The organism is Agrobacterium sp. M50-1 (genome assembly GCF_049843495.1).
Classification (GTDB): domain Bacteria; phylum Pseudomonadota; class Alphaproteobacteria; order Rhizobiales; family Rhizobiaceae; genus Agrobacterium; species Agrobacterium radiobacter.
The window spans coordinates 255,145-275,635 of sequence record NZ_JBBHZH010000004.1; the positions used below are offsets into that span (position 1 = coordinate 255,145).

23 protein-coding genes are annotated in these 20,491 nt (G+C 60.4%); 19 read left to right on the forward strand and 4 right to left on the reverse strand.

Going from position 1 to position 20,491, the window contains the following annotated elements:
* Positions 1 to 301: 301 nt before the first annotated feature.
* Positions 302 to 2,401 carry a S9 family peptidase gene (locus WDZ78_RS11690; RefSeq protein WP_425673102.1) on the reverse strand — a complete coding sequence of 700 codons (2,100 nt, stop codon included), beginning with the start codon at positions 2,399 to 2,401 and terminating at the stop codon, positions 302 to 304.
* A gap of 223 nt (positions 2,402 to 2,624) precedes the next feature.
* Here WDZ78_RS11690 and WDZ78_RS11695 point away from each other — a divergent pair, with 223 nt between their 5' ends.
* The 4 genes from WDZ78_RS11695 to WDZ78_RS11710 all read left to right on the forward strand — a co-directional run bounded on the left by WDZ78_RS11695 (position 2,625) and on the right by WDZ78_RS11710 (position 6,157).
* Positions 2,625 to 3,026, forward strand: coding sequence for a DUF930 domain-containing protein (locus WDZ78_RS11695; RefSeq protein WP_003509289.1), 402 nt, complete (start codon positions 2,625 to 2,627; stop codon positions 3,024 to 3,026).
* A gap of 105 nt (positions 3,027 to 3,131) precedes the next feature.
* Positions 3,132 to 4,040, forward strand: a complete 909-nt coding sequence (locus WDZ78_RS11700; RefSeq protein ID WP_020009646.1) for a dihydrodipicolinate synthase family protein — start codon at positions 3,132 to 3,134, stop codon at positions 4,038 to 4,040.
* A 51-nt stretch (positions 4,041 to 4,091) separates the two neighbouring features.
* Complete coding sequence (locus WDZ78_RS11705) at positions 4,092 to 4,817, forward strand: polysaccharide deacetylase family protein (protein ID WP_425673103.1); 726 nt, start codon at positions 4,092 to 4,094, stop codon at positions 4,815 to 4,817.
* Positions 4,818 to 5,077: 260 nt separating this feature from the next.
* Positions 5,078 to 6,157 (forward strand): bifunctional transcriptional activator/DNA repair enzyme AdaA, encoded by a 1,080-nt coding sequence (locus WDZ78_RS11710; RefSeq protein WP_425673104.1) that lies wholly within the window; start codon positions 5,078 to 5,080, stop codon positions 6,155 to 6,157.
* Positions 6,158 to 6,454: 297 nt separating this feature from the next.
* Here the strand turns inward: WDZ78_RS11710 and WDZ78_RS11715 are convergent, their stop codons facing one another.
* Together WDZ78_RS11715 and WDZ78_RS11720 are read right to left on the reverse strand one after the other, a co-directional pair.
* Positions 6,455 to 7,651 carry an AI-2E family transporter gene (locus WDZ78_RS11715; protein ID WP_020009649.1) on the reverse strand — a complete coding sequence of 399 codons (1,197 nt, stop codon included), beginning with the start codon at positions 7,649 to 7,651 and terminating at the stop codon, positions 6,455 to 6,457.
* 84 nt (positions 7,652 to 7,735) lie between these two features.
* Entirely contained in the window at positions 7,736 to 8,596 is an 861-nt protein-coding gene (locus WDZ78_RS11720) for a VOC family protein (protein WP_425673105.1), read from the reverse strand.
* Between WDZ78_RS11720 and WDZ78_RS11725 the strand changes: the two genes are divergently transcribed.
* From WDZ78_RS11725 to WDZ78_RS11745, 5 genes are all read left to right on the forward strand, one after another.
* Positions 8,579 to 8,827, forward strand: a complete 249-nt coding sequence (locus tag WDZ78_RS11725) for a hypothetical protein (protein ID WP_425673106.1) — start codon at positions 8,579 to 8,581, stop codon at positions 8,825 to 8,827. The two genes, WDZ78_RS11720 and WDZ78_RS11725, sit on opposite strands and share 18 nt — an antisense overlap.
* Before the next feature lie 47 nt (positions 8,828 to 8,874).
* The gene (locus tag WDZ78_RS11730; protein ID WP_003509277.1) at positions 8,875 to 9,285 is read left to right on the forward strand and encodes a universal stress protein; all 411 of its coding nucleotides are present in this window, start codon (positions 8,875 to 8,877) and stop codon (positions 9,283 to 9,285) included.
* Positions 9,286 to 9,346: 61 nt separating this feature from the next.
* Positions 9,347 to 9,667 (forward strand): TraR/DksA family transcriptional regulator, encoded by a 321-nt coding sequence (locus WDZ78_RS11735; protein ID WP_020009652.1) that lies wholly within the window; start codon positions 9,347 to 9,349, stop codon positions 9,665 to 9,667.
* Positions 9,668 to 9,984: 317 nt separating this feature from the next.
* On the forward strand, positions 9,985 to 10,653 hold the full coding sequence (gene trhA, locus WDZ78_RS11740) for a PAQR family membrane homeostasis protein TrhA (protein WP_026363495.1): 669 nt from the start codon (positions 9,985 to 9,987) through the stop codon (positions 10,651 to 10,653).
* A gap of 119 nt (positions 10,654 to 10,772) precedes the next feature.
* Positions 10,773 to 11,270 (forward strand): GNAT family N-acetyltransferase, encoded by a 498-nt coding sequence (locus WDZ78_RS11745; RefSeq protein ID WP_425673280.1) that lies wholly within the window; start codon positions 10,773 to 10,775, stop codon positions 11,268 to 11,270.
* Between the two features lie 211 nt (positions 11,271 to 11,481).
* On the opposite strand, the gene msrB is transcribed toward WDZ78_RS11745, so the two are convergent.
* Positions 11,482 to 11,889 (reverse strand): peptide-methionine (R)-S-oxide reductase MsrB, encoded by a 408-nt coding sequence (msrB, locus tag WDZ78_RS11750; protein WP_020009655.1) that lies wholly within the window; start codon positions 11,887 to 11,889, stop codon positions 11,482 to 11,484.
* A gap of 203 nt (positions 11,890 to 12,092) precedes the next feature.
* On the opposite strand from msrB, the gene WDZ78_RS11755 reads away from it, so the two are divergent.
* The 10 genes from WDZ78_RS11755 to WDZ78_RS11800 all read left to right on the forward strand — a co-directional run bounded on the left by WDZ78_RS11755 (position 12,093) and on the right by WDZ78_RS11800 (position 20,490).
* Positions 12,093 to 14,462: a putative monovalent cation/H+ antiporter subunit A gene (locus WDZ78_RS11755; protein ID WP_425673107.1), complete on the forward strand. Its 2,370-nt coding sequence runs from the start codon at positions 12,093 to 12,095 to the stop codon at positions 14,460 to 14,462.
* Positions 14,459 to 14,878 (forward strand): Na+/H+ antiporter subunit B, encoded by a 420-nt coding sequence (locus tag WDZ78_RS11760; protein WP_020009657.1) that lies wholly within the window; start codon positions 14,459 to 14,461, stop codon positions 14,876 to 14,878. Before WDZ78_RS11755 ends, WDZ78_RS11760 begins: the two co-directional genes overlap by 4 nt.
* Positions 14,878 to 15,255 (forward strand): Na+/H+ antiporter subunit C, encoded by a 378-nt coding sequence (locus tag WDZ78_RS11765; RefSeq protein ID WP_003509263.1) that lies wholly within the window; start codon positions 14,878 to 14,880, stop codon positions 15,253 to 15,255. Before WDZ78_RS11760 ends, WDZ78_RS11765 begins: the two co-directional genes overlap by 1 nt.
* Before the next feature lie 19 nt (positions 15,256 to 15,274).
* Positions 15,275 to 16,852, forward strand: coding sequence for a Na+/H+ antiporter subunit D (locus WDZ78_RS11770; protein ID WP_425673108.1), 1,578 nt, complete (start codon positions 15,275 to 15,277; stop codon positions 16,850 to 16,852).
* Entirely contained in the window at positions 16,849 to 17,328 is a 480-nt protein-coding gene (locus WDZ78_RS11775) for a Na+/H+ antiporter subunit E (RefSeq protein WP_020009659.1), read from the forward strand. Before WDZ78_RS11770 ends, WDZ78_RS11775 begins: the two co-directional genes overlap by 4 nt.
* Positions 17,325 to 17,708 carry a cation:proton antiporter gene (locus WDZ78_RS11780; protein WP_020009660.1) on the forward strand — a complete coding sequence of 128 codons (384 nt, stop codon included), beginning with the start codon at positions 17,325 to 17,327 and terminating at the stop codon, positions 17,706 to 17,708. The genes WDZ78_RS11775 and WDZ78_RS11780 overlap by 4 nt, the downstream gene beginning before the upstream one ends.
* Positions 17,705 to 18,037 carry a monovalent cation/H(+) antiporter subunit G gene (mnhG, locus tag WDZ78_RS11785; RefSeq protein ID WP_026363497.1) on the forward strand — a complete coding sequence of 111 codons (333 nt, stop codon included), beginning with the start codon at positions 17,705 to 17,707 and terminating at the stop codon, positions 18,035 to 18,037. The genes WDZ78_RS11780 and mnhG overlap by 4 nt, the downstream gene beginning before the upstream one ends.
* A 433-nt stretch (positions 18,038 to 18,470) precedes the next feature.
* The gene (gene ros, locus WDZ78_RS11790; RefSeq protein ID WP_003509257.1) at positions 18,471 to 18,899 is read left to right on the forward strand and encodes a MucR family transcriptional regulator Ros; all 429 of its coding nucleotides are present in this window, start codon (positions 18,471 to 18,473) and stop codon (positions 18,897 to 18,899) included.
* A gap of 333 nt (positions 18,900 to 19,232) precedes the next feature.
* Positions 19,233 to 19,655: a helix-turn-helix domain-containing protein gene (locus WDZ78_RS11795; protein ID WP_026363498.1), complete on the forward strand. Its 423-nt coding sequence runs from the start codon at positions 19,233 to 19,235 to the stop codon at positions 19,653 to 19,655.
* Positions 19,648 to 20,490, forward strand: a complete 843-nt coding sequence (locus WDZ78_RS11800; protein ID WP_425673109.1) for a DUF6456 domain-containing protein — start codon at positions 19,648 to 19,650, stop codon at positions 20,488 to 20,490. Before WDZ78_RS11795 ends, WDZ78_RS11800 begins: the two co-directional genes overlap by 8 nt.
* Position 20,491: the final 1 nt, after the last annotated feature.

Below are 20,491 nucleotides of genomic sequence, written 5' to 3' on the forward strand. Positions count from 1 at the left end.
GCATAATACGGCCAAAAAGTGATATTGCAACGCGAAATGGCGCATCGCAGCCATGCATTCGATTTTTGGAACATTTCTCTAATTCGAATAATACATGAGATTTATTATGATTTAAGTTGGATATATTTTTAGTTGCAATAACTAGAAATAAAAATCCAATGTTTAGACAAGTGAAATTTAAATAAAAGATGCAATCGATATTTTCTGGAATAAATGTTCGAAAAGATGATTTTTGTAGGTATTTTTATCTTTCATAGGGTCGGGCGGCGACGGAATCGCCGCCCGTTTCAATGTCAGGCCGTCACACGGCGTCCTTGCCGGCCACCTTCAGGGCGAAGGCGTATTCGAAGGCGATTTCTTCAAGCCGCTGGAAACGGCCCGATTTGCCGCCATGGCCCGCCGCCATGTTGGTTTTCAGCAGGATGGGCGCTTCTCCCGTTGTCCTTTCGCGCAGCTTCGCCACCCATTTGGTCGGCTCCCAATAGGTCACGCGCGGATCGGTAAGGCCGGAAAGCGCGAGGATCGGCGGATAGGCCTTGGCGCCGACATTGTCATAGGGGCTGTAGGCGGCGATCCAGCCGTATTCCTCCGCCGATTCCAGCGGATTGCCCCATTCCGGCCATTCCGGCGGGGTCAGGGGCAGTGTGTCATCGAGCATGGTCGTCAGCACGTCCACGAAGGGAACGGCGGCGATGATGCCGGCGAATTTCTCCGGCGCCATATTGGCGACAGCCCCCATCAGCATGCCGCCGGCCGAACCGCCTTCGGCGATGATGCCCTCATAGGAGGTGAAACCTTCCTGAACCAGATGATCGGCAGCGGCGATGAAATCCTTGAAAGTGTTCTGTTTGGCTTCCATCTTGCCGGTTTCGTACCACTCGAAACCCTTGTCCTTGCCGCCGCGGATATGGGCGATGGCATAGATGAAACCACGGTCGGCGAGCGACAGCGTTGTGGTGGAGAAGGAGGCGGGAATGGTGATGCCGTAAGCGCCGTAGCCATAAAGCAGGCAAGGGGCGGAACCGTCGAGCGCCACATCCTTGCGATAGAGCAGGGAGACCGGCACCAGTTCGCCGTCATGCGCAGGCGCCATGATGCGGCGGGTGATGTAATCATCGGGATTATGGCCTGATGGTACTTCCTGCGTCTTCAGAAGCGTGCGATCGCGCGTGACCATGTCGTAATCGAACAGCTGGCTTGGCGTCGTCATCGAGGAGTAGGAGAAACGGATGACATCCGTGTCGTATTCCGCCGCGCCATGCAGGCCGAGCGAATAGGCCTCTTCGGCAAAGGCGATGGAATGTTCCTCGCCGGTGCGTCGGTCGCGGATGACGATGCGCGGCAGGCCGTCACGGCGTTCCAGCCAGATTAGATGGCGGGCATAGGCGTCGACGGAGAGGATCAGGCGGCCCGGCTCATGCGGCACGACTTCTTTCCAGTTTTCCTTGCCAGGTGCGGAGACCGGCGCTTCCACGATGCGGAAATCCTTGGCGTCGCCGTCATTGGTGAGGATGAAGAAGACATCACCGCCTTCGCACATCGAATATTCGATACCCTCTTCGCGCTCCGCCACGATAGCGGGCTCGGCCGTCAGGTTTTTCGTTGAGAGGATGCGATATTCGCTGGTCTCATGGTCGTGAATGTCGATGAAGATGAAATCGTCGAGAACCGACGCGCCGACGCCCATGAAGAAGCCGGGATCCTTTTCCTCATAGACCAGCCGGTCGGCCGATTGCGGCTCGCCGATGATGTGGTGGAAGACTTTCGAGGGGCGGTGGTTCTCGTCCTGCAGCGTATAAAAGAAGCTCTTGCCATCGGGCGCCCAAGCGCCGCCGCCGCCGGTGTTCTCCACGATATCGGCAAGGTCTTCGCCGGTTTCGAGATTGCGGATGCGCAGGGTGAAATATTCCGAACCCTTGTCGTCATAACCCCAGATGCCGTGACTGTGATCGGAGGACTGGTCGAGACCGGCAAGACGGAAATAATCCTTGCCTTCCGCTTCCCTGTCACCATCAAGCAGCACATGTTTTTCGCCGCCGTCACGCGGGGTGCGGAAATAATGCGGCTGCTCGCCGCCGGTCACGAACAGCGTGCCATAGGCGTAAGGCCCGTCATTAACGGGAACGGAGGAATCGTCCTGCTTGATGCGGCCCTTCATCTCCTCGAACAGCTTTTCCTGAAGCGCCTTGGTGTCGCCCATGGCCGCTTCCATATAGGCGTTTTCCGCCTCCAGATGGGCGCGGATGGCCGGGTCGAGCAGGGTGGGGTCCTTGAACATGGCCTGCCAGTTATCGGCCCGGAACCATGCATAGTCGTCGGTGCGGGTAATGCCGTGGTGCGTGTCCTGAACGGGCCGTTTTTCGGCGGTCGGTTGGGCGGGCAGGTTCTTGAAAATCGGCAAGGGAAACTCGCTTTCCTGTAAAAATTCCTGGGCGGCACCAAGATGTAGAGTGCGGCTTGCGGCCGATCAAGTTTCAAATCTCCACAGGCGGAATGCGGCTCGGGCACAATTTCGTCAGCTTTCGATCACATTTTGGCAATATCCGGCAAATCGGCGATGATGCGCGTCGGCCGTCCGGCCTGCCGCAATCGACAAGAACAAACGAAAAAACTGACAGGACCCCATGCGAAAGCTTCTTCCCGCTGCCCTCTCTGCCTTTTTCCTCAGCCTGCAGGCCTTCACCCCCGCTTTCGCGATCGATGCCAGCGTCATGCGGCAGCTGAATGCGCTGGCCCCCGAAGAGCGCCTGGAACAGCGCTGCGATATAGAGGCGATGGAGAGGATAGCGACGGAACAGAAGGGCATGCGGCCGGACAAGGTCATCGCCTATACGTTCGGCGACCCGGAAGTGGGGAAGAACTCCATCAAGGCGCCGGGTGCGGTCTTCAGGAGTGCGGGTGAATGGTACAAGCTCAAATATAAGTGCCAGCTGAAGAGCGACAGCCTCAGCATCCAGTCCTTTGACTACCGTGTGGGCGATAAAATTCCCGAAGAGCAGTGGAAGAAGTTGTATCTTTATGACTGAGCACGGAATTTTTCGATTTCAGGCCAGCCTTTAGCCGCCGCTTTTGTTGCGGCCGTGCGGCCGGCTCTGTAACCCTGACTTCCGATCGAAGTGAGGGGCATAGACATGGCGACACGATTCAAGGGACTTTCGGCTTTTCCGATCACGCCGGCCGACGAGGCGGGGCGGGTCGATGTTGGAGCTTTCTCTGCCCTGATCGAGCGGCTGGATGCGGCGGCGGTCGATTCCGTCGGCGTTCTCGGCAGCACCGGCATCTACATGTATCTCACGCGACAAGAGAGACGCCGCGCCATCGAGGCCGCGGCCGCCATCCTCAAGGGCAGGCGCATATTGATGGCGGGTGTCGGCGCCTTGCGCACCGATGAAGCCGTGGCGCTGGCGAAGGATGCGGAGGCCGCCGGCGCCGATGCTTTGCTGCTGGCGCCCGTCTCCTATACGCCGCTGACGCAGGAAGAGGCCTATCACCATTTCGCCGCCGTCGCCGGTGCGACGGCCCTGCCGCTCGCCATCTACAACAATCCCACCACGACCCGCTTTGCCTTCAGCGACGAGCTTCTGGTGCGGCTTGCCTATATCCCGAATATCCGCGCCATCAAGATGCCGCTGCCGGCCGATTCCGATTATGCCGGCGAACTTGCGCGGTTAAGGCCCAAGCTGGGGCAAGATTTCGCCATCGGTTACAGCGGCGACTGGGGCTGCGCCGAAGCGACGCTTGCCGGCGGCGACACCTGGTACAGCGTGGTTGCCGGCCTGCTGCCGGTTGCGGCCCTGCGGCTGATGCGGGCGGCTGAGACCGGCAATGCGGAAGAGACGAAGAGGATCGATGCGGCCTTCCAGCCGCTTTGGGCGCTGTTCAGGGAATTCGGCAGCATCCGGGTTGTTTACGCTGCCGCCAATATCCTGTCGCTGACGGTGAGTGAACCGCCGCGGCCGATCCTGCCGCTGACCAGCGCGGAGCGCCAGCGGGTGGAAGAGGCGCTGGAAGCCCTGTCCGTGCTGGAAACCGCGCCATAATTCGGGCGCTTTGCAGGCGGATTGCCACCTCTTCACACTCCGGAACATAAAATGCTGCGTCGTCTCTTCATTGCCGCCCTGTTTCTCTCCGCCTCTTCAGCCGCTTTCGCGGGAACGGGGCTTGTCGAGCCGACGCTGAAAATGACGCCGCAGCATGACGGCCGGGTGCGGGTGGCGATGACGCTGGATGCCTGCATGGGCAAGACCGACCACCGCATCCTCGATACGCTCGTGCGCGAGCGCATTCCCGCGACGATCTTCGTCACCGCCCGCTGGCTGAAACATAACAGCGAGGCGCTGGCCACGCTCATGGCGCATCCGGATCTGTTCGAGATCGAAAATCACGGCGAAAACCATGTGCCGGCGGTGGATAAGCCGGTTTCCATCTACGGCATCGCAGCTGCGGGTTCGCAAGCGGCTGTCGAGCAGGAAGTGGAGGGCGGCCGTCAGGCGATCGTCGCCGCCACCGGCATCCAGCCGCAATGGTTCCGGGGTGCGACGGCGAAATACACAGGCTCGTCCATGGCCACCATCAACCGGCTTGGCATGCGGGTGGCGGGTTATTCCGTCAATGGCGATGGCGGCTCGCTGCTGGGTGCGGCCACGACGGCGAAACACATCGCTTCCGCCAAGGATGGGGATGTCATCATCTCCCACATCAACCAGCCCACCCATGAAGCGGGCGAGGGTGTGGTGAAAGGCCTTCTGGCGCTGAAGGCGCGCGGTGTGATTTTCACAAGGCTGGACGACCCGTCCTTCGCGCCGCCGGGGAATTGATCCGCAAGGTCGCCGCCCGTTTCTTCTCCCCGCCGGGGAGAAGATGCCCGAAGGGCAGATGAGGGGGTAAGCTCCCCGCATCTCTCCGCCGTCGCCTCCTCATCCGGCGCTGCGCGCCACCTTCTCCCTTGCGGGGAGAAGAAATATGCCGCACCGGCTTGGCCTTCAAACGGCGCGGACGAAACGAGCCGACAACCTCCCCCACATCAACGCCCGTTTTTCGGCGGCGCGGGCAAAAAAATTGCGCTAGCATCCTTCTCATGATGCTGTTCAAACGCCCCGACACCGAAACCCTGTATTCAGCCCTTGTGAACAAGGACCCCGCCTATGAGGGCGTGGCCTATGTCTGCGTGACCTCAACGAAGATCTTCTGCCGTTTCACCTGCACGGCGCGCAAACCGAAGATCGAGAACTGCCGGTTCCGCGAGACCATCGCCGAATGTCTGGAAGCCGGTTTCCGTCCCTGCAAGCGCTGCAAGCCGATGCTGTCCTATGGCTCCGCCGATGAGACCGTCACCTCGCTGCTGACGGCGCTGGAAAACGAACCGGCGCGGCGCTGGTGCGAGGAGGATGTGGTGGCGCTCGGCCATGATCCTTCCACCGTGCGCCGCACTTTCAAGCGACGTTTCGGCATGAGTTTTCTGGAAATTGCGAGATTGCGCCGGCTGGGCGATGCGGCGGAGAGCATTGCTTCCGGCGAAGCGGTGATCGGTGCGCAGATCGATGCCGGTTACGATTCCGGCAGCGGTTTCCGCGCCGCCATCAACCAGTTCTTCGGCGCTTCACCCACGGCCATGAAGGGCAAGGGGTTCCTGAAGGGCGACTGGATCGATACGCCGATCGGCCCGATGCTCGTCGTCGCCGACGATCATGCCCTGCATCTCCTCGAATTTGCCGACCGGCCGGCGCTTCCCGCCGAGCTGAAGCGGCTGAAAACCCGCACCGGCGCAGATATGGTGCTCGGCCGGACGGCCGTAACCAGCCAGATTGAAGCGGAACTCAAGGCCTATTTCGCCGGGCATTCGGCCGCCTTCGAGACCCGGCTTGCCGGCCACGGCACGCCCTTCGAGCGCGATGTCTGGCGCAACCTGCGGGAAATCCCGCCGGGTGAGATCGTCAGCTATTCCTCGCTTGCAACCACGATGGAAAGACCGTCCGCCGTGCGTGCGGTCGCCCGCGCCAACGGCGCGAACCAGATCGCCATCGTCGTGCCGTGCCACCGTGTGCTGGGCGCGGATGGCAGCCTGACCGGTTATGGCGGCGGGCTGTGGCGCAAGAAATGGCTGATCGAGCACGAGCGCCGCATGGCGAACCGCCAGGGCATGCCGCTCGCTTCCTGAGCGGCCTGGCTGCTGGTTTTCAGGAGGTTGTCGATTGACGGTCGGCGCGTGGGGTTTACCCCCCTCTGCCCTGCCGGGCATCTCCCCCTCAAGGGGGGAGATCGATCTGCGGCGAGGTTTCGCCTATCTCAACGTTGAGAATGAAATGGCGGTAGCGCCTCCTGCCGATCTCCCCCCTTGAGGGGGAGATGCCCGGCAGGGCAGAGGGGGGTAAACGCCACACGCCCCCGTCAAAGGACAATCTCCTTACAGCTCAAACCCGGGGGCGCTTCGCACTTCCCGCCGGAAAACCGCCGGTCAATCCGGCAGGTTGGGCACAACCCGGCGCGAGGGGAAGAGTTCCCGCGTCACTGTCATCACGATCAGCGACAGCGGCAGGGCGAGCATGGCGCCGGCCGCCCCCCACATCCACGTCCAGAAGATGATCATCACGAAGACGAGGAAGGGGTTTATTTCCATGTTGCGGCCAACGACCGCCGGAAAAGCAAGGTTTTCCATCAGCAGGTGAATGGTGAAGAAGATCGCCGCCGGCAGAAGCGCCAGAACGATGTTGTCATGGGTGATGATGCCCGCCACCGTCAGCGAAATCGTCATGGCGGTGATGCCGAGAAACGGCACGAAGCTGGAGAGGAAGGCAAACAGCCCCCAGAGCAGCGGCATGGCCAGCCCGCCCAAATAGGCGATGACCACCATCGTCACCCCAAGCCCCGCATAGATCAGCGCCGCCGTGGCGAAATAGGTGCCGAGCACCTCTTCCACCGAACCGATGATGCGGATGGTGCGAAGCCGCTGGTGGCGGGCCGGAAAGGCCATGATGATCGCCTTGCGCAGCCGCAGCCGGCTATAGAGAAACATCAGTAGGGCGGCGAGGAAGATCAGGCCCTGAATGACCGCGGGGGTGATGTTGGAGCCGAGCACGGAGATGATCTCGCCGCTGCGTGAAATCAGCGATTCCATCGACATCGATCCCATGCTGAAACTGGCCGCCGAAATATTCAGCCATCGCAGGCTTTGCAGATAGGGCAGGAAACGATCGATGCTGCGTTCAATCAGCGCCGGTCCTTCGGAAGCCAGGAGCGAGAGCGGCTCGGTCAGCGAATTGATGACGAAAAACATCACCGCCGCCACGAGGCTTGACAGGATAAGCGCAACGCCGAAACCGGGAATGCCGTAGGAGCCAAGTTTTTCAGCGGCGATGCCAAGGATCATGCCGACCACGATGGCCATCACCACCGGAATGAGGATGAGCGACAACTCGTGGATGACCGCCATCAGCATGATGAGGAAAATGCCGATCACCGACCAGGCGACGACCACATCCAGCGCTTCGCGGCCAAGCGGCTGCTGGCTGCGCGCATCGTCGCGGCGTTGGCCGGAAGCGGGTACTTCCAGCGGGTCCGCTCTTGTCGCCGGAATGGTTCCGGCGGTAGCGCCGGCGTGTGCCCCGGTGCTGGCCAAGCTGCCGGTCTTCTCCGGCCTGGCATTTTCATTCATCGAACGGTCCCCCAATAAGGTGACAAACGTTCGAAAAATGTGGCGGTTCCGGGGCGGCAGAAATTTCTGCCGCCGCTTTTTGCTTTATGCGGAAAGCTTTAGCCCAATGCCCCAGGGATCTCTGAGGACGATGCCGTCGCTTTGCCTTTCGGTGGCGATTTCCAGCCGGTCGAGTGCGGCAACCGCCGTATCGAGCGCGGCCTGCTCGTTGAATTTCAGCGAATAGCCGGAAAGTCCCGTCATATTGTCCTTGCGGGCCGCAGCGCCGCGGCTGTTCCAGATATTGGCGGCCACATGGTGGTGATAGGCCCCGGAGCCGAAGAAACTCGCACCCGGATACCGCGCCATGATCTTCAGCCCCAGCACATCCTGATAAAACTCATCCGCCTGCGGAATATTGCCGACCTGCAGATGGATATGGCCGATGGCGGCGCCATCGGCAGCACCGGTGAATGCGGTCTTCGGTGCGCTGTCATAAAGCGCCTGAAGGTTGAGGCCGAGTGTGGCCATCTCAACCGTGCCATCAGGCTGGTAGTTCCATTCATCCGGCGAACGGTCGCGATAGACCTCGATGCCGTTGCCTTCCGGGTCGGCGAGATAGATCGCCTCGCTCACCAGATGGTCGGATGCGCCCTGAAACTGGATATTGTTATGGGCGGCATGCGCCAGCCAATGGGCCAGGTCGTTCCGGCTCGGCATCAGGAAGGCCGTGTGGAACAGGCCCGCGGCATTGCGCGGAGCGCGTTCCGCCGTGCTGGAGGTGGAAAGTGTCAGAAGCGGCTGGCCGCCGATACCAAGCACTTCGCCGCTAGGGTTCTTTTCAAGAACGGAAAGACCGATGATCTTCTGGTAGAAATCCGAAACGCGCGGCAGATCGTGAACGACGAGATGCGCCTGGCCGACATAGGCCGGCCGCGTCAGGGCGAATTGTTTGATTTCACTCATCATGATCTCCATATTGAATCCGAAGCGCCTTGGGGCGGATCGGTCGCCGAAACTATCGGCCGACGCCGCTTTGCGGCGTTTGTCGAAGGCGAATATGGGCTGGTTTCGTCGTTCAGCAAAGATCATCGTCTGGCGATTGACCGTCCACTATTCGTTGACAATGCCCCGTTCGGTTCCGGCTCCGGCTTTGACTTCGATCAAGGTGAAGGCTGTGCGGGCGGGGAAATATAAGCCTAGCCCGACACGCTAAACGGCGGATCAAGCCAAAGGAGACAGCCATGTACAAGAAGATCATCGTACCGGTAGACCTCAGCGCCACCGACAAGGGGGAAAAGATTCTCGAAAAGGCAAAAGCGCTGCTGGATCCGGACGGCGAGATCGTTCTCATCAACGTTGTCGAGGAACTGCCGGGCTATATGGCGATCGACCTGCCGGTCGACCTGATCGAAAACGCCATCAAGGACGCCAAGACCAAGCTTTCGGACCTCAAGACCCGGGCCGGTTTCAAGGGCAGCCAGGAAATCAGAAGCGGCGCACCCGCGCGCGAGATCATCGCCGCCGCCGAGGAACACAAGGCCGATCTCATCATCATCGCGTCGCACACGCCTGACTTCAGCAATTATTTCATCGGCGCCACCGCCGACCGCGTGGTGCGCCATGCCAAATGCTCGGTGCTGGTTGACCGGTAAAAGCTGACGTTTTTTGGGTTGCGGGCGGGTTTTCCGCCCGTGCCGGCTGGAGGAAAAGACCATGAATGTCGAAACTTACGAGAAAATCCTGCGTGACCGCCAGCGCGAGCTTTATCGCCGCCTGCACAAGATCGAGGCCGATTTCGAAGAGCCTCGCAATCCCGATGACGACGATCGCGCCAGCGAACGCAGCAATGACGAGGTGCTGGACGAGCTGGGGCAGGTGGGGCAGGACGAGCTGCGCGCCATCGACGCGGCGCTCGACCGCATCGCGAGCGGCGCCTTCGGCACCTGCGTCAAATGCGGCAAGAAGATTTCGGAAGATCGGCTGAAGGCGGTGCCTTACACGCCGTTTTGCCAGGAATGCGCTGCGGCGTTGTGAGGGCAGCGGAAAGCGTGACTGGGTTTCTTCTCCCCGCCGGGGAGAAGGTGGCCCGAAGGGCCGGATGAGGGGGCAAGCTCTCCGAACACATCTACCCTTACCCCTCATCCCGCTGCCGCGGACTTCCCCCCGGCGGGGAGAAGAAACAAGCGGTATCCGTCCGTTCCACAGGCGATTGCTCTGGCCGCAGGGCAACCCGCACCTCTCTTTTCGCAACAGCCTCGAACGCAATTTGATTGCCGTTAACCGGCCGCTGTCTTGTTCCTGTCTAATATTGGCCCCATGCTTTGATGAAAGCACGCAGACGGGAATGGATCATGAGCGAGATGTGGCGGTTCGGGCGCCAGTATGATTTTCACGAGATTGTCGCCGATGGCATCGTCCATGGGGTCGGCATCGTGTTTGCGCTTATAGGCGCGACGGCGCTGATCTTTTACGCGATGGTCTGGGGCAGCCTCAGCGCGATCGCCGCCGCGTGGATTTACGGTCTCGGCCTTGTCGCCTGTCTTTCCGTGTCTTTCACCTATAATATCTGGCCGCATTCCAGGGTAAAATGGTTCCTGCGCCGGCTGGACCATTCGGCGATCTTCATCCTCATCGCCGCCACCTATACGCCTTTTCTGATGCGCGGTATCCAAGATCCCCTGATTGCCGTCATGCTGGGGTTGATCTGGCTTGCAGCACTCTGCGGCATCCTGCTCAAATGCCTGTTTCCCGGCCGTTACGACCGGGTCGCCATCGGCCTTTATCTCGCCATGGGCTGGAGCGGCGTCATGGTGGTCGAGCCGCTGTCGACACATCTTTCGCCGGTCACGCTCTGGCTCATCGTTGCCGGCGGCGTCATCTATTCGCTTGGCGTCATCTTCCATGTCTGGGAAAAGCTCCGGTTCCAGAACGCCATCTGGCACGGTTTCGTGGTTTCCGCCGCCGCGGTTCACTATTTCGCCGTGGTCACCTCGTTCAGCCTCGTTCCGCTGGCCTCCTGAAGCCTACGTTTTCGAGGGGGCGAGCGAGGCGCTGGACATTGCGCCGCCTCATCGCTTAAGGCTCGTGGGGATCGCGTCAGGCAATGACGCTTTCTGAAACGACAGGGGCGAAGGATAAAATGACGGTGGAACTGCGCGATGCGACGGTGGACGATCTCTCCGGCATCATGGAGATTTATAACGACGCGGTGCTGAATACGACGGCGATCTGGAATGACGTGCTGGTCGATCTGGAGAACCGCAAGGAATGGTTCGCCGCCCGCAAGTCGCGCGGCTTTCCCGTCATCGTCGCAATCCTCGACGGCAAGGTCGCAGGCTACGCCTCCTATGGCGACTGGCGCGCTTTCGACGGATATCGCCATACACGCGAACATTCTGTCTATGTGCATAAGGATGCGCGCGGCCACGGTCTCGGCAAAAAGCTGATGCAGGCGCTGATCGACCATGCGTCGGGCAATGACGTGCATGTGCTGATCGCCGCAATCGAATCGGAAAACATCGCCTCCATCCGCTTGCATGAAAGCCTCGGCTTCAGGGTCGTCGGCCGGTTTTCGGAAGTGGGCACCAAGTTCGGCCGCTGGCTGGATTTGACCTGCATGGAGCTGAAGCTGAACTAGTTCCCGGGCGGGTTGCCTAGATAAAGTGGCCCGGCGCGGGACGTCCAACCTCTCCTCCGTCATCCTTGGGCTTGTCCCAAGGATCTAACCACGTCGAATTAAATCAATCGGTTGCAGATCCTCGGGACAAGCCCGAGGATGACGCTGAGTGCTTGGGGTGGACGTCCGCAAACCGACGTCGCATGCCGTATAGGCGTTACCCATTGCCCAATCAGACCGGCTCGAACACCATCGAATGGCCGTTGATGCAATAACGCAGGCCGGTGGGCGGCGGGCCGTCCGGGAAGACGTGGCCGAGGTGGCCGCCGCAATTGGCGCAGCGGATTTCCGTGCGCACCATGCCGTGGCTCGCGTCGCGATGTTCCGTCACGGCGCCCGGCTTTACTGGTTCGAAATAGCTCGGCCAGCCGCAGCCGGCATCGAATTTCGTGTCGGAGAGGAACAGCGGCTCGTCACAGGCCGCACAGCGATAGAGGCCTTTCTGGAATGTATCCCAGTAGGGACCGGTGAAGGCGCGCTCGGTGCCGTGTTCGCGCAGGATGCGATATTGCTCCGGCGTCAGCTGCTCACGCCACTCGGCATCGGTCTTGGTCACTTTGGGGGATATCAGATCGCTCATGGAATGATCCTTTCTGTTCCCGCCTCAAATAATCATCACTGAGGCGGATTAAAAGGGGATGGGCGTCATAACGCGTTCGTTATGGGCCGGGAGTACCGATTTGGGTTGAGATGCCTGTGTCTATGCATTAACTGAAAAGCCGATTTGAAAGAAGAACGCCATTCATTGGCGCGCAGGGATGGGGGACATCCCGGGAGATGTGAATGCCATCAGATGTCACGCCGCTGACATTCCTGTCGCTGTTTCTGCCGTTTCTGGCAGCGCTTGCCGCGCCGACGCTGGTGAAAAGGTTCGGTCACAATGCGGCATGGGTTCTGGCGATCGCGCCGGCTCTTGCCTTCGTGCATTTTGCGCTGATGCTGCCCGAGATCGCGGCAGGCGGCGTGGTGACCGGCGGTTATGCCTGGGTGCCGAGCTTCAATCTCAGCTTCTCCTGGTTCATCGACGGCCTGTCGCTCACCTTTGCGCTGCTCATCACCGGTATCGGGCTGCTGATCGTGCTTTATGCGGGCGGTTATATGAAAGGCCATCCGCAGCAGGGCCGTTTCCTGTCCTTCCTGCTCTTGTTCATGGGAGCGATGCTCGGCGTTGTGGTTTCCGACAGCCTGCTGATGCTGTTCGTCTTCTGGGAACTCACCTCCATCACCTCCTTCCTGCTGATCGGTTTCGACCATGAGCGCGCAGCCTCGCGACGCGCCGCGCTGCAGGCGCTGGTGGTGACGGGCGGCGGCGGTCTCCTGCTGCTCGCCGGGCTGATCTTCATCTGGGATATCAGCGGCATCACGCAACTGTCGATGCTGGTGCGCGGCGGCGATGTATTGCGTGACAGCCCGTTTTATCTGGCCGCGATGCTCCTGGTTCTCGGCGGCGCCTTCACCAAATCGGCGCAGTTTCCCTTCCATTTCTGGCTACCCAACGCCATGGAAGCCCCAACGCCAGTCTCCGCCTATCTGCATTCGGCAACCATGGTGAAGGCCGGCGTCTATCTGCTGATGCGCCTTAATCCGGTGCTTGGCGATACCGCCGCCTGGCAGATCCTGCTGCCCTTCTTCGGTGGGCTGACCATGCTCACCGGCGCGCTGCTCGCCGTGCGCCAGACCGATCTCAAGCTGATGCTTGCCTATACGACGGTGTCGTCACTCGGCCTGCTGGTCATGCTGACGGGCTTTGGCTCTGACCATGCCATCGAGGCGGCGGTGCTTTATCTGGTGGCACATTCGCTGTTCAAGGGCGCGCTCTTCATGGTCGCCGGCATCATCGACCATGAGACCGGCACCCGCGACGTGACGAAGCTCGGCGGCCTGCGAAAAGCCATGCCCATCACCTTTGCGGCAGCGCTGGCGGCTGCGATTTCCATGGCCGGCCTGCCGCCCTTCTTCGGTTTTCTCGCCAAGGAAGAGATTTATTATGCGCTGGCGCATGGCAATCCGCGCGCCGTGCTGTTCACCGGCATCGCCATCCTCGGCAATGGGCTGATGTTCGCCGTCGCCTTTGCGGTGGGGCTGAAACCATTCCTCGGCAAGCCGGTGAAAACCCCGAAACACGCGCATGAAGGCCCGCTGCTGCTCTGGCTCGGCCCGGCGCTGCTGGCTCTGAAGGGGCTGACGATCGCTCTCTTTTCCGGCATGGCGCATTTCTACATTTCGACGCCGATGGCAAGCGCGGTCGCGGGCGAGGCGCGCCCGGTGGAAATCTCGCTCATTCCGCATATCGGCGTACCGCTCGGCCTGTCGCTGCTCACCATGGCGCTCGGTATCGTCCTTTATACGCAGCTTTCCGCTGTCCGCGGGCTGATCGACCGCACCTTCAAGGCGCTGGGGGCCGGGCCGGACAGGGGCTTTGACGTCTTCATCGAAATGCTGGTGAAGGTCTCGTTCCACATCACCCGGATCATCCAGCCGGGCAGGCTGGAATTCTACGTCACCGCCACATTCGCCGTCATCGCCGCGGTGCTGCTTGTGCCGCTGTTCCTTTATGGCGAACTTCCCGCCATGCCGGCATGGCCGCACGATATGCAGATCCATGAGCTGACCTTCATCGTCATTGCGGTGGCGGGTCTCCTTGCGGTGCTCACGGCTTCCAGCCGGCTCACCGCCATCATCGCGCTCGGCATTCAGGGTTTTGCGGTGGCGGTCATCTTCCTGCTCTTCGGCGCGCCCGATCTGTCGTTCACGCAGTTCATGGTCGAAACGCTGTCGGTGGTCATTCTGACGCTGGTGATGACGCGGCTTCGCCTGTCACCGTCAGACCATCGCGGCCTTGGCCAGAAGCTTCTCGACAGCACCATCGCCATTGCCTGCGGCACCGGCTTTGCCCTGTTCCTGATGCGCGCGACGCAGGCGAGTTTCGACAACCGCCTGACGGACTTCTACAACACCTATTCCAAGGTCATCGCCCACGGCGCCAATGTGGTCAACGTCATCATCGTTGACTTCCGCGGCACGGATACGCTCGGTGAAATCGCTGTCGTGATGATAACGGGTCTTGCCATCCTCGCGCTGATCCGCATCCGTCCGGCCGCCGCACGCAAGGGGCCGGCCAAAACCGCGAAGAAGAAAGGAGCGCGGGCATGAACACGCTCATTCTGCGCACCGTCACCCCTGTCGTCACCAGCCTCATGGTGCTGTTTTCCATCTTCGTGCTGCTGCGTGGCCATAACGAGCCGGGGGGCGGTTTCATCGGCGGTCTGATCGCCGTCTCGGCGCTGGCGATCTATGGCATCGCTTATGGCGTCACAGCGGTCAGGCGCGCCATCATGTTTCATCCGCTGTCGATCGCCGGTGCGGGGCTGCTGATGGCGATGCTCTCCGGCCTCGTTTCCATCGCCGCCGGTGTGCCGTTCATGACCGGGCTCTGGGTCTATCCGAGCCTGTTCGGTGTCGAAATACCGCTCTCCACCGTCATGTCCTTCGATATCGGTGTCTATCTCGTCGTGGTCGGCGCCATCACCTCCATTGCACTGGCGCTGGAAGAAAGGGAAAGCGACTGATGGAAGCGGTCTTCTCCATTCTCGTCGGCATCTTCTTTTCGGTGGCGATCTATCTCATGCTGTCGCGTCACAGCATCCGCATGCTGCTCGGCATCGCCATTCTCGGCAACGCGGTGAACCTTCTGCTGTTCACGGCAGGCCGGCTGACGCGCGAAGTGCCGCCGATCATTCCGCCCGGCATGGACACGCTGCCCGCGGGTGCGGCCAATCCGCTGCCGCAGGCGCTCATCCTCACGGCAATCGTCATTTCCTTTTCCTTCTTCTGTTTCCTTCTGGTGCTGACCTGGCGTGCGTTTCAGGAACTGCAGACCGATGACACGGACGAAATGCGCACCGCAGAACCCGCAGGCGAGCCCTTGCCGCCGCTCGGTTATTGAGCGGCGAGGCTGAGACAACATGGCATCCTCCACCACAACAGCAGTCACTGACCTCTCGGCAGCGCTCGTTACGGCACCCGTGCCGCTGTCCGACTGGCTGATCATTCTCCCCATCGCGCTCTGCATCGGCGCTGGCGCGGTGCTGATGATGATGCGCCACGCCATCCGCCATCATGCGACCGTCGCCATCGTGGCGCTTTTCCTGCTGGTGCTGCTCGATGCAGCACTTTTATGGAAGGTCGCCACTGAAGGCCCGTTCACCATGGTGATGGGCCGCTGGCTGCCGCCCTTCGGCATCGCCTTTACCGCCGACCTGACGGGGGCGTTGCTGTCGCTTGCCGCCGCCATCGTCGCACTGGCGGGCGCCATCCATGCCGGCGCGGATATCGACGCGAGCGGCAGGCGCTACGGTTTTTATCCCTTCCTGCTGCTCCTGATGGCCGGCGTCACCGGCGCGTTCCTGACCGGCGACATTTTCAACCTCTATGTCTGGTTCGAAGTGCTGCTGATCTCGTCCTTCGGCCTGATCGTGCTCGGTTCGACGCGCGAGCAGATCGACGGCGCGCTGAAATACGCCATTCTGAACCTCATCGGCACGACGCTGTTTTTGATCACGGTCGGGTATCTCTATGCCATCTTCGGCACGCTCAACATGGCCGATATCGCCCAGAAGGCGACGGCGCTGCGGGAGACCGCGCCGCTGATGACGCTTGCTAGCCTCTTTACGCTCGCCTTCGCCATGAAGGCCGCGGCCTTCCCGGTGAATTTCTGGCTGCCGGCCTCCTATCACACGCCGCGCATCGTCGTTTCCGCGCTTTTTGGCGGGTTGCTCACCAAGGTCGGCATCTATTCGCTGCTGCGCGTCATGGTTATGCTGTTTCCCGTCGAGCGGGAAGAGCTCAGCATCGTCATCGCCATCTCGGCGGCGCTCACCATGGTGCTGGGCGCCATGGGCGCGCTCGCCCAGAACGATATCCGCCGCATGCTCGGTTACATCGTCATATCGGGCATCGGCTACATGATGGCCGGCATCGCCATCGGCACGCCCTCCGGTGTCACAGGCGCAATCTTCTACGCGCTGCATTCCATGGTGCTGATGACGGCGCTTTATCTTGCCGCAGGCCATGCCGCCCGTCTCGGCGGCAGCTTCAGCCTCATCGATCTCAGGGGGCTTTACCGGCAGGCCCCATGGTTTTCGGCGCTGGCGCTCGCCCTGTTTTTCGCCGGTTCCGGCCTGCCGCCCTTTTCCGGCTTCTGGCCGAAGGCGGTTCTGGTCAAGTCCGCGATCGATATCGGCGCCTGGTGGCTCGCCGGCGCCATCCTCGCATCCGGCTTCATCGCCACCATCGCTTTCGGGCGTATCTTCCTTCTGTGTTTCTGGCGTCCCGCTGCGGCATCCCCCGGTCAGCCTTCCTTCCCGCAGGCGTCACCGGCTGCATCTCCTTCTTTCGCGCCACTGGTGGGGTTGACCTTGCTCGTGGTATTCTTCGGCCTGTTTCCGGAAAGCCTGCTCAATCTCAGCCAGCAGGCGGCCGCAGGCCTCGGTAATCCGCAGGCCTATATCCAGTCGGTCTTTTCCGAAGGAGGCAAACCATGAGCCTCTATCTCGTGCAAGTGCTGTTCGTTGCCGTATGGCTCGCCGTGACCGGCAGCGTCACCCTGCCGAACATCATCTTCGCCCTGATCGTTTCGACACTGGCGCTCGGTCTTATCCGCCACCAGCTTCCGGGCGGGCGTAACCACTGGCTGCGGCTTACCCGCGTGGCGTCGCTGGCGCTGCTGTTCTTCAAGGAGCTGGCGCTTTCGGCCTGGAAGGTCGCCGTGCTGGTGACGCGGCCCAAGCTCGACGTGCAGCCCGGGATTTTCGCCTATCCGCTGACGGTGACGACGGATTTCGAGATCACGCTGCTTGCCAACCTCATCACGCTCACCCCCGGCACGCTGTCGGTCGATGTTTCCGCGGACAGGAAAACGCTTTACGTGCACGCGATTGACTGCAGCGATATCGAAGCCACGAAAAACGACATCCGGAACGGCTTTGAAAGAAAGATCATGGAGGCGTTTCAGATATGACGCCAGAACAAACAGTTTCATTTGCAACTATACTTGCATCGGTTGTTCTGTCGGCCGCTTTTTTGCTGACAGTATATCGCGTCGTCGTCGGCCCCACCTTGCCGGACCGCATCGTCGCGCTCGACATGCTGGTGGGTATCGCGATCGGCTTTATCGCTGTTATCGCCATCCGCACCGGTTTCAATCTTTACGTCGATATTGCCATTGCGCTCGGTCTGGTCGGTTTTCTGGCAACGGTGGCCTTTGCCCGCTTCGTGCTGTCGCGCGGCCCGGATGGCCGCAGGCCGACGGCGGTTCTCGATGGCGAGAGGGCATCTGAAGCCATTGAAAAAACAACGCAAACACGTACCGGCGGCAGAAAAGGAAAGGGCAGGCGATGATGGCGTGGATCGTGGCTATTCTCGTTGCAGCGCTGACGATCTCAGGCGCCGTTTTCTCGCTGATCGCGGCAATCGGGCTCAATAGACTGCCAGATGTCTATACCCGCATGCATGCGGCATCCAAGGCGGGAACGGTGGGTTCCGGCCTGCTGCTTCTCGCGGTCGGCATTCATTCCATGGAAATCCCGACGCTGGCGCGGGCTCTGGCCGGCTTTTTCTTTTTTGTCCTCACCGCGCCAGTCTCTGCACATCTTCTTGCCATGGCCGCTCACAAGGCAGGTTATCCACTTGCCGTTAAATCGGTAGTTGATGACATCAAGAAAATTTGAAGTTGAAAATCCCCCTAATAAGTGGGGGTATTCATTTTCAATTACTACTAGGCATAGTATTTTATTACCCGTAATTTTTTGTATTCCAATTAGACTGTTTTGAACTGAAAAATTGACACTAGGAATTTGACTTTTGCTGTTTTGCTGTTATCCAAATTAAGTGTAAAGTTGCTAATCGCGATTTGCATCTAGCCTCTTCATAGTCGGCATAGGCATTTTATTAATGTCTAATCTATGGCCCGTCGGACCATTGCTGCCCATGTCGCGGGCCATAAGTTGAATCTCGGACCAATTCGTTTCCGGTTTTCGCTCGAAATCTAGGGGTAGGTTTCATGTTGGTTTCAACAAGGCGAAGGTGGGGCACCGGGTAACTTCACATCGCTCGATGCGGCGTTCGCCCGCTTCAGGGGATTAATAAACAGGAGATACTTAAATGACGGAAACTGCATACGGTAACGCCCAGGATCTGCTGGTCGAACTGACTGCGGATATTGTGGCTGCCTATGTTAGCAACCACGTCGTTCCGGTAACTGAGCTTCCCGGCCTTATTTCGGATGTTCACACGGCACTCAGCGGAACATCGGCACCGGCATCGGTGGCGGTCAATGTCGAAAAGCAGAAGCCTGCCGTCTCGGTCCGCAAGTCGGTTCAGGACGATCATATCGTCTGTTTGGAATGCGGCGGCTCGTTCAAGTCGCTCAAGCGGCATCTTACGACGCATCACAGCATGACGCCGGAAGAATATCGCGAAAAATGGGACCTGCCGGTCGATTATCCGATGGTTGCGCCCGCCTATGCCGAAGCCCGTTCGCGGCTCGCCAAGGAAATGGGTCTCGGCCAGCGCCGCAAGGCCAGCCGCTGATCGTAACGACGGGTCGGCGGGGCTTGTATTCCCTCGCCACTCAACCCGCTGCCGCACCTTCTCCCCACAGGGGAGAAGGCGGCAAGGCGCATCTGCCAGCTCCATATGCCGCCTTGAAACTTTTCTACCGTCGCATGAATGTCCAGCCGGTCCGCAGACCGGCTTTTTTATTGTCGCGTAAAATTTCCGTCGAGGAAAAAAATCCTTTATTGTGTTCGTTATTTCTGCGAATATATAGCCATATCAACCGCATATTCTTCCTCGCAAAATTTACGCTTCCCCATAACTGTTCCCGGGTGTATGAATTAATTCCTATTCGTAGAGGAGTTGCATATGCCGTCGGATACTGTGTTTCTGTCTGCCGCCGCGCGGCCTTGCGTGCGGGTCGGGGATCGTCCTTTTCGTCATTGGTCGTCTGCGGGCGGGCGGGATGAGATTTCCCGTCTTTGCCGTCTGGTACGGCAGCTCACCGGTGAGATGGTGCAATTGACGGGTGACCGAACGCTGGTGCGCCGCGACATCAGGCGCACGGAGTGCCATATCCGCCAGATCGCCATGTATGTGTGCCATGTACAGCTCGGTATTCCCATGTCGGATATTGGGCCCTGCTTCGGCCGGGACAGGACGACGGTGGGCCATGCCTGCCAGGTGGTGGAGGACCGGCGGGACGAACCGGCATTCGATGAGTTCGTCGCCGCGCTTGAGCGGCTCACGGGCAGTATTTTCAACGTGATGAAAGGGGTCCGGGATGAGTGAGGTGAAACGCGTCCCGGCTGCTTTCTCAAATCCTCACCTCCTGCGCTTGCTGCGTTGCATCGCTGCGGGCGCGGCCGAGATTTCGCTGGAGGGCGGCGATATTGTCATGCACCGGGCGCGGGCAGGGCATCCCACGCTGCGGTTTCCGGCGGCGGCGGTGCGGCTCGCCGTTTCGTCCGGACTGGTGGAACAGCGGGAAAACACCCTTTCCGCCGCGCCGCCACTCGCCTCTTATCTGAAGCGTGCAATGGCAAAAGATCGCGACGAGGTTTTTCAGGAACAGCATCGGGATATGCAGAACGTTGTTGTGGATGTCGGTGACGTGAAGCAACCGGCGCGTCGCAACCTCAACACCTCACCGCTGACCAGCCTTTCAAGGCTGAAGGAGCGGGACGGCACGGTGTTTTTCCCGGCAGACGCTCTGGAGGCAGGCGAGCGCCTCGCCGCCGATTTTCATCGCGGTCACCTCAATCCGAAGGTGACGGCGACATGGGAGCCGAAAGTAGCCAGCCGCACGAAGGGGGAGGCGGGGGGCCTGCTCGATCTTACCGAGGCGGCGATGGCGGCGCGGGCGCGGTTTTCCCGCGCGGCGGATGCGATGGGACCCGAACTGTCGGGCGTCGCCATCGATGTCTGCTGTTTCGAAAAGGGGTTGGAGACGGTGGAGCGGGAGAGGCAATGGCCGGCGCGCTCGGCAAAACTGCTGCTGCGCGCAGCATTGCTGGCGCTTGCCCGCCATTATGCGCCGCCAGCCGTTCGCGCCCGTGGCAACAATCACCATTGGGGCGATGCGGATTATCGCCCCTCGATGGCGCCAGGGGTGACGGCGGGATGAG

What these genes read in the sequence shown, in the direction of transcription:
- WDZ78_RS11695 (WP_003509289.1), top strand. Translation starts at nt 2,625, where the DNA reads ATGCGAAAGCTTCTTCCCGCTGCCCTCTCTGCCTTTTTCCTCAGCCTG.
- WDZ78_RS11700 (WP_020009646.1), top strand. Translation starts at nt 3,132, where the DNA reads ATGGCGACACGATTCAAGGGACTTTCGGCTTTTCCGATCACGCCGGCC.
- WDZ78_RS11705 (WP_425673103.1), top strand. Translation starts at nt 4,092, where the DNA reads ATGCTGCGTCGTCTCTTCATTGCCGCCCTGTTTCTCTCCGCCTCTTCA.
- WDZ78_RS11710 (WP_425673104.1), top strand. Translation starts at nt 5,078, where the DNA reads ATGATGCTGTTCAAACGCCCCGACACCGAAACCCTGTATTCAGCCCTT.
- WDZ78_RS11715 (WP_020009649.1), bottom strand. Translation starts at nt 7,651, where the DNA reads ATGAATGAAAATGCCAGGCCGGAGAAGACCGGCAGCTTGGCCAGCACC.
- WDZ78_RS11720 (WP_425673105.1), bottom strand. Translation starts at nt 8,596, where the DNA reads ATGAGTGAAATCAAACAATTCGCCCTGACGCGGCCGGCCTATGTCGGC.
- WDZ78_RS11730 (WP_003509277.1), top strand. Translation starts at nt 8,875, where the DNA reads ATGTACAAGAAGATCATCGTACCGGTAGACCTCAGCGCCACCGACAAG.
- WDZ78_RS11735 (WP_020009652.1), top strand. Translation starts at nt 9,347, where the DNA reads ATGAATGTCGAAACTTACGAGAAAATCCTGCGTGACCGCCAGCGCGAG.
- trhA (WP_026363495.1), top strand. Translation starts at nt 9,985, where the DNA reads ATGAGCGAGATGTGGCGGTTCGGGCGCCAGTATGATTTTCACGAGATT.
- WDZ78_RS11745 (WP_425673280.1), top strand. Translation starts at nt 10,773, where the DNA reads ATGACGGTGGAACTGCGCGATGCGACGGTGGACGATCTCTCCGGCATC.
- msrB (WP_020009655.1), bottom strand. Translation starts at nt 11,889, where the DNA reads ATGAGCGATCTGATATCCCCCAAAGTGACCAAGACCGATGCCGAGTGG.
- WDZ78_RS11755 (WP_425673107.1), top strand. Translation starts at nt 12,093, where the DNA reads ATGCCATCAGATGTCACGCCGCTGACATTCCTGTCGCTGTTTCTGCCG.
- WDZ78_RS11760 (WP_020009657.1), top strand. Translation starts at nt 14,459, where the DNA reads ATGAACACGCTCATTCTGCGCACCGTCACCCCTGTCGTCACCAGCCTC.
- WDZ78_RS11765 (WP_003509263.1), top strand. Translation starts at nt 14,878, where the DNA reads ATGGAAGCGGTCTTCTCCATTCTCGTCGGCATCTTCTTTTCGGTGGCG.
- WDZ78_RS11770 (WP_425673108.1), top strand. Translation starts at nt 15,275, where the DNA reads ATGGCATCCTCCACCACAACAGCAGTCACTGACCTCTCGGCAGCGCTC.
- WDZ78_RS11775 (WP_020009659.1), top strand. Translation starts at nt 16,849, where the DNA reads ATGAGCCTCTATCTCGTGCAAGTGCTGTTCGTTGCCGTATGGCTCGCC.
- WDZ78_RS11780 (WP_020009660.1), top strand. Translation starts at nt 17,325, where the DNA reads ATGACGCCAGAACAAACAGTTTCATTTGCAACTATACTTGCATCGGTT.
- mnhG (WP_026363497.1), top strand. Translation starts at nt 17,705, where the DNA reads ATGATGGCGTGGATCGTGGCTATTCTCGTTGCAGCGCTGACGATCTCA.
- ros (WP_003509257.1), top strand. Translation starts at nt 18,471, where the DNA reads ATGACGGAAACTGCATACGGTAACGCCCAGGATCTGCTGGTCGAACTG.
- WDZ78_RS11795 (WP_026363498.1), top strand. Translation starts at nt 19,233, where the DNA reads ATGCCGTCGGATACTGTGTTTCTGTCTGCCGCCGCGCGGCCTTGCGTG.
- WDZ78_RS11800 (WP_425673109.1), top strand. Translation starts at nt 19,648, where the DNA reads ATGAGTGAGGTGAAACGCGTCCCGGCTGCTTTCTCAAATCCTCACCTC.